Source organism: Vibrio sp. 10N.286.55.E10, from assembly GCF_002872555.1.
GTDB classification, from domain to species: domain Bacteria; phylum Pseudomonadota; class Gammaproteobacteria; order Enterobacterales; family Vibrionaceae; genus Vibrio; species Vibrio crassostreae.
The window spans coordinates 43,897-50,304 of sequence record NZ_MCSD01000012.1 but is presented as its reverse complement, the minus strand read 5'-3'; the positions used below and the strand labels follow the sequence as shown (position 1 = coordinate 50,304).

The 6,408-nt window shown below is 44.9% G+C and carries 3 protein-coding genes; 1 reads left to right on the top strand and 2 read right to left on the bottom strand.

Going from position 1 to position 6,408, the window contains the following annotated elements; all coding sequences use genetic code 11:
- Nucleotides 1-95: 95 nt before the first annotated feature.
- Both fusA and radA read right to left on the bottom strand, forming a co-directional pair.
- The gene (gene fusA / locus BCV39_RS09020; RefSeq protein WP_050633924.1) at nucleotides 96-2,183 is read right to left on the bottom strand and encodes an elongation factor G; all 2,088 of its coding nucleotides are present in this window, start codon (nucleotides 2,181-2,183) and stop codon (nucleotides 96-98) included.
- Nucleotides 2,184-2,417: 234 nt separating this feature from the next.
- Nucleotides 2,418-3,797, bottom strand: a complete 1,380-nt coding sequence (gene radA, locus BCV39_RS09015; RefSeq protein WP_017058826.1) for a DNA repair protein RadA — start codon at nucleotides 3,795-3,797, stop codon at nucleotides 2,418-2,420.
- A 161-nt stretch (nucleotides 3,798-3,958) separates the two neighbouring features.
- Here radA and BCV39_RS09010 point away from each other — a divergent pair, with 161 nt between their 5' ends.
- Nucleotides 3,959-6,304 carry a PilZ domain-containing protein gene (locus BCV39_RS09010; protein WP_102433375.1) on the top strand — a complete coding sequence of 782 codons (2,346 nt, stop codon included), beginning with the start codon at nucleotides 3,959-3,961 and terminating at the stop codon, nucleotides 6,302-6,304.
- Nucleotides 6,305-6,408: the final 104 nt, after the last annotated feature.

The following is a 6,408-nucleotide window of genomic DNA, read 5'->3' as shown; positions in this document are numbered from 1 at the left end:
CATCTCTCGCATCTCTCGCAGTATGTTACAAGCAATAAAAAGCCCCGCAAGCTTTCACTTGCAGGGCTTTTTTAGTTACTTGAGAAAAGGGCTAATTACTTACCAGCTTCTTTTTCTGCTTTAACTTTTGCAATCACTTCGTCAGCAACGTTAGTTGGACATGGTGCGTATTGTGCGAATTCCATAGAGAATTGGCCACGACCAGAAGTGATAGTACGTAGGTGACCGATGTAGCCGAACATCTCAGAAAGAGGTACGTCAGCTTTAATACGAACACCAGTTACGCCAGCTTGTTGATCTTTGATCATACCACGACGACGGTTAAGGTCACCGATAACATCACCAACGTGATCGTCTGGAGTGAACACGTCAACGTTCATGATAGGCTCAAGAAGTTGCGCGCCAGCTTTAGGCATAGATTGACGGAATGCGCCTTTCGCTGCGATTTCAAATGCGATTGCAGATGAATCGACTGCGTGGAAACCACCATCGAAAAGTTCAACTTCAACGTCTAGAGTTGGGAAGCCAGCTAGTACGCCGTTTTCCATCATAGATGCGAAGCCTTTCTCAACTGCAGGCCAGAATTCTTTAGGAACGTTACCGCCCACAACTACAGAGTTGAACTTGAAGCCAGAACCTGCTTCGCCTGGTTTGATACGGTAATCGATCTTACCGAATTGACCAGAACCACCAGATTGCTTCTTGTGCGTGTAGCTATCTTCAATTGCTTGAGTGATAGTTTCACGGTAAGCAACTTGAGGAGCACCTACAGTTAGGTCAACGCCGTATGTACGCTTAAGGATATCTACCTTGATGTCTAGGTGAAGTTCACCCATACCTTTCAGGATAGTTTCGCCAGTCTCTTCGTCAGTCTCAACTTGGAAAGATGGATCTTCTGCAACCATTTTACCGATCGCGATACCCATTTTCTCAGAACCGCCTTTATCTTTTGGAGATACAGCGATTGAGATTACTGGAGTTGGGAATACCATTGGCTCAAGCGTTACTTGGTGCTTAGGATCACATAGAGTGTGACCAGTTTGCACGTTCTTCATACCAACGATCGCAATGATGTCACCAGCTTGTGCGCTAGTTAGTTCGTTACGGTCATCAGCTTGCATCTCAACCATACGGCCAACACGTTCTGTTTTGCCAGTGAATGAGTTAAGAATCGTGTCACCTTTGTTCAGTTTACCAGAGTAAATACGAACGAAAGTTAGAGCACCGAAGCGGTCATCCATGATTTTGAATGCAAGCGCTTTGAAAGTTTCTTCTGTAGAAACGATAGCGTGTTCGCCAGTTTCTTCGCCAGCTTCGTCCATTAGAGGTTGAGGATCAACTTCAGTTGGAGAAGGTAGGTAATCTACAACAGCGTCAAGAACGATTTGTACGCCCTTGTTCTTGAATGCAGAACCACAGAAAGTTGGGAAGAATGCTAGGTCACGAGTACCTTTACGGATACAACGCTTAACGTCTTCGATAGAAGGCTCTTCACCTTCCATGTAAGCTTCCATTAGGTCATCGTCTTGCTCTACAGCAGTTTCGATTAGCTCTTCACGGTATTGCTCTACGTCATCTACCATGTCCGCAGGAACATCTAGAATTTCGTAGTTTTCAGGAAGACCAGTGTCATCCCAAACGTATGCTTTACGGCTTAGAAGGTCTACAACACCCACGAATTCATCTTCGCGGCCGATTGGTAGAACCATAACTAGAGGAGTAGCACCTAGAACGTTTTTAACTTGGTCAACAACGTTGTAGAAATCTGCACCCATACGGTCTAGTTTGTTAACGAAGATCAGACGAGATACTTCTGATTCGTTAGCGTAGCGCCAGTTAGTTTCTGATTGAGGTTCAACACCACCAGAACCACAGAATACACCGATACCGCCATCAAGTACTTTAAGAGAACGGTATACTTCAACTGTGAAGTCAACGTGTCCAGGAGTATCGATAACGTTTAGACGGTGACCGTTCCAGAAACAGCTTACAGCTGCTGATTGGATAGTAATACCGCGCTCAGCTTCCTGTTCCATGAAGTCAGTAGTTGATTCGCCATCATGTACTTCACCAGTCTTGTGGATTTGACCAGTTAGCTTAAGGATACGCTCAGTGGTAGTTGTTTTACCCGCATCAACGTGCGCGAAAATACCAATGTTTCTGTATTTCGATAAATCTGCCATTGTCTTACTCTGTTAATAGGATATAAAATGCGCGCAGAGTATATCACAATCTGTGAAGACTGATAGCTTTGCATGCATTTGGGACTAAAAAACTTTGCCTTTTTCTAACATATAGAAAAAGGCACTCAGTAGTAACAATCTAAATGATTGTTAATTATAGTGCTAACCCAAAGCCTAATCGGCGTTAAGGTTAGGCTGAATTGCTGCTGTATAGAGTAGCTGAAGTGAGTTCAATTACAACTCATCAAAAGCATTAATTGCTTCCGATAATTTTTTCACACCATGGATCTGCATTCCAGGAATGCCACCTTTAGGCATGTTCGCTGCCGGTACGATTGCTTTCTTAAAGCCGTGTTTAAATGCTTCATTTAAACGCTCTTGTCCGCTCGGTACAGGTCGAATCTCACCCGCTAGACCTACTTCTCCAAACACCACCACATCTTTTGGCAATGCGCGGTCTCTGAAACTTGAAAGTAGAGCCATCACCAACGCAAGATCAGCACTGGTTTCGGTTACTTTAACACCACCAACGACATTCACAAACACATCTTGGTCAGCCATTTGTAAGCCGCCGTGTTTATGCAGCACCGCTAATAATAATGAAAGCCTGTTTTGCTCAAGGCCGACAGCGACACGACGCGGATTTGCCAGCTGGGAATAATCCACCAGCGCTTGGATTTCAACAAGCAATGGACGAGTGCCTTCCCACACAACCATCACCGAACTACCCGAGGTTTCTTCTTCACCACGAGACAAGAAGATTGCGGATGGGTTACTAACTTCTTTTAGTCCTTGGCCTGTCATGGCAAATACGCCAAGCTCATTGACCGCACCAAAACGGTTTTTGTGGCTGCGCAGTGTTCTAAAGCGGCTATCTGTTCCGCCATCCAATAGAACAGAACAGTCAATAATGTGCTCAAGCACTTTTGGCCCGGCTAAGGTGCCGTCTTTAGTTACGTGTCCCACCAAGAACACCGCAACATTATTTTGTTTTGCGTAGCGCGTTAATGCGGTTGCCGATTCACGAACCTGAGCAACACTGCCCGGTGAAGACTGAACATCAGCAACGTGCATAACTTGGATGGAGTCGATAACCATGATCTTTGGCTGTTCTTTTTCAGCAACCTGACAGATCTTATCTACGTTGGTTTCAGAGAGCATCTTTAGGTGCTCTTTTGGTAATCCAAGTCGAGAGGCACGCATTGCAACCTGCTGTAAGGATTCTTCACCTGTTACATAAAGAGTCGGCAGTTGAGAAGAGAGCTGACACATGGTCTGCAATAATAGTGTTGATTTACCCGCGCCTGGGTTACCACCAATCAGGATCGCAGCTCCAGGGACAACACCACCACCGAGTACGCGGTCGAGCTCTTTGAAGCCACTACTAAAGCGTGGCACTTCTTGTAGATTAATTTCAGATAATGTCTGAACGCTCGATTCTGTTACTGCACCTGCATAACCAGATAATCTTTCATTGCGCGCTACTTGAGGTGAAGCGGCTAACCTAACTTCTGTAATCGTGTTCCAAGCACCACATGCGTTGCACTGCCCCTGCCAACGTGGAAAGTCAGCACCACAGTCATTACACACATAAGCTCGTTTTGCCTTAGCCATAAAACCTCAATAATTTACTCAGTTACACAATGATGTTGTCAATTTGTGACTTATTTGACCGTACGGGTGAAAATAAACGTTGCAGTCATACCACTTATACTTAAAGATCGATTTAAACTAGTCGATAACATAAATGCACCGTCCATTCTAACAAGAAAAGTATGCAGCAATCTGAAATTCTATCTGTAGCAGAACGTCTTATCCCGGCCTACCACGCCGAAGATTTCGAATTCCTTCTTTCTCAAATGACAGAAGGCGAATCTCCGTCTCTAAAACTGCTGGTTAAAATGGAACTGAATCGTATCATGGCTCCGTGTACAAAGAGCATTGATTTACGTGGGCGCATTGATAATGAATGTCGTCAGTTCACGTTAGACGGCCGTAAACACTGGCTCGATGACATCGCTTTAAACGCGTATCAACGTGGCACTAAAAAGTTTAAAGGTTACACAGAAGGCGCATGGGAGTTAGTAATGACTCCGCGAACTCAACCAATGAGCGTTGTTAAAACATCTTCTCAAGGTAACCACGACATTACTAGCGCCAATAGCCCGTACGAAGCTGAAGCGATTAATCTAGGTTACGACTTAAAGCGTCAAGAGAACAGACTCAAGATTAGCTCACAGGTTGAGATCACCACATCGAAAGGGCAAAGCCTACATGGTGTAACGGTTGATATTTCTCCGTCGGGCGCAAAGTTCAAGGTGCCAAGCGCCTTTCGATACAACCTCGGTGAGATCATCAGCGTTAAATTCTCAGAGCTTATCGAAAAGTCCCAAGAAAACGATGTTAACCAAGCTGTTGAATTTCGTGTTTTGGGTATCGACGAGTCTTATGAGAACAACGCGGTCAAATTTCTAAGAACCATCAAGGTAAGCGACAACAATGTTGTGGCTCGCTTACTCGATGAGTCTTTAAATAGCATCAGTAAGAAAACCAGCCATGAGAACCAAGATAGGATCATTCGAACTCGTACGCGAGGAATCGAACACACCTATCTAAAGCATACTTGTAACCTTCCGCTGTTCTTCAGCGGCAGTGAACTAAAGCTTGCCCTACTGACGGATAACAACCATCCGTTGTGGCAATACTGGCACGACGAGCGAAATCAACAAGCGCTGGGCACCCTGTTCAACGAGCAACGTATGAACCTGCTGGCGAAACCAGGAGTGAAGGGAACCAGTAACGTTATCTACTCTTTTACCCATGAACACCAAAACAAGACCTTGTTCTATTCAATGATGCTACCTGAAGCCTCTCGCGAACAAAGACAACTGTTTTGGCACATTGGCGGTAAACGTAAAAGTTGGAAGGCGTTCAAGTTCTCAGTTTTCGAACTTTCAGACACCGAGCAACAAGCGTTAGCCAAACACTCGGATACTCTGGCTCAAAGCTCAGCGCAACTGACGCATTGCGGTATCTTGCAAGAAATTGGCGATCACGAAAGTGCGGCTGATTATCTGTTAAGTGAAAAGCCACGTATTCCAAGCAGTGAACTGAACCGCTTTCGTCACCCACGCACTGTGGTTGGGAATATTCAAAGTATCTACTTTGATTCTCAGACTCGCCGTAAAGAACCGAGATACCAATTTAAATCACCGTTACAACTTACGTCACAAGATGGCGCTGCGGCAAGCGGACACACTTTAGATATCTCGAAGCGTGGACTGAGCATTAACCTTGAACACCCAATGGTCCTCAAGATTAATGATCCGGTATTGGTGAACTTCAATGAACTGCAGCTCTATGACAAGAACCTGCCATTGAGCACCGTGCCTTACCATGTGATCCGAGTGAGCCCGAATGGCCGCAACGTACAGCTGGTTATTGCTGAGAACGCGAAGACGATGCGTACTATCGCTTTCCTAAATGGGCTTATCGATCAGAACCAAAGCAAGCTGATTAAAAAGAAAGAGATACTGCCAACCAACTCGTTGCTCGAATCGTTACACAATATATTGCTTAGCAAGATGGTCAGTAACCCTATCTTCATTGATAAGCCAAGCTCAACATTGCGCTGTAAGATCATAGGCGTGAACTTCCCATTGAATAAGCACCTAACGTTGCTCGCTAAACTTGGACACAACCAAAAGTTCTCTCTAGAGCCGATCTTTAAAGGCCACACTAACTCGCTACTGGCCGAGCCACTGAAAAGAATCGAAGGCGCTGAGCCCAAACACCATGACGTGTATATTGCTGCGGTAAAGTTTGGTGACAAGATCCAATCGGTGCATACCAAGTTGGTGAAAGATTTCACCTCAGCAAAAGAGCGCATCTTATTCATCAAGAAGGCGCAGCACTTGGGTAATGTGTATGTATTGCGAGTCACCACGGCACCTATCTTTAACCCGCTAACAAGTTTATTCCAATCGGATTTAGAAGAGCTTTCACGCATCAGCATGCATCAAGCTAAGAAACTAGAGAACGAGATCACCGCTTTTATCGGCTATGGTGAGATTGAAGACATCACAGATGAAGTGTTGATTCGATTAGAGCTTACTCGTTAGGTTAATCTCCATTGACTGGATTGGAAAATAGAAAAAGCAGGCTCATCGCCTGCTTTTTTTGTATCTGATCTCGACTATAACTTCCGGCAAATACAACTTCCCAA

Coding starts and splice junctions, on each gene's coding strand:
- fusA (WP_050633924.1), bottom strand. CDS start 2,183: ATGGCAGATTTATCGAAATACAGAAACATTGGTATTTTCGCGCACGTT.
- BCV39_RS09010 (WP_102433375.1), top strand. CDS start 3,959: ATGCAGCAATCTGAAATTCTATCTGTAGCAGAACGTCTTATCCCGGCC.
- radA (WP_017058826.1), bottom strand. CDS start 3,797: ATGGCTAAGGCAAAACGAGCTTATGTGTGTAATGACTGTGGTGCTGAC.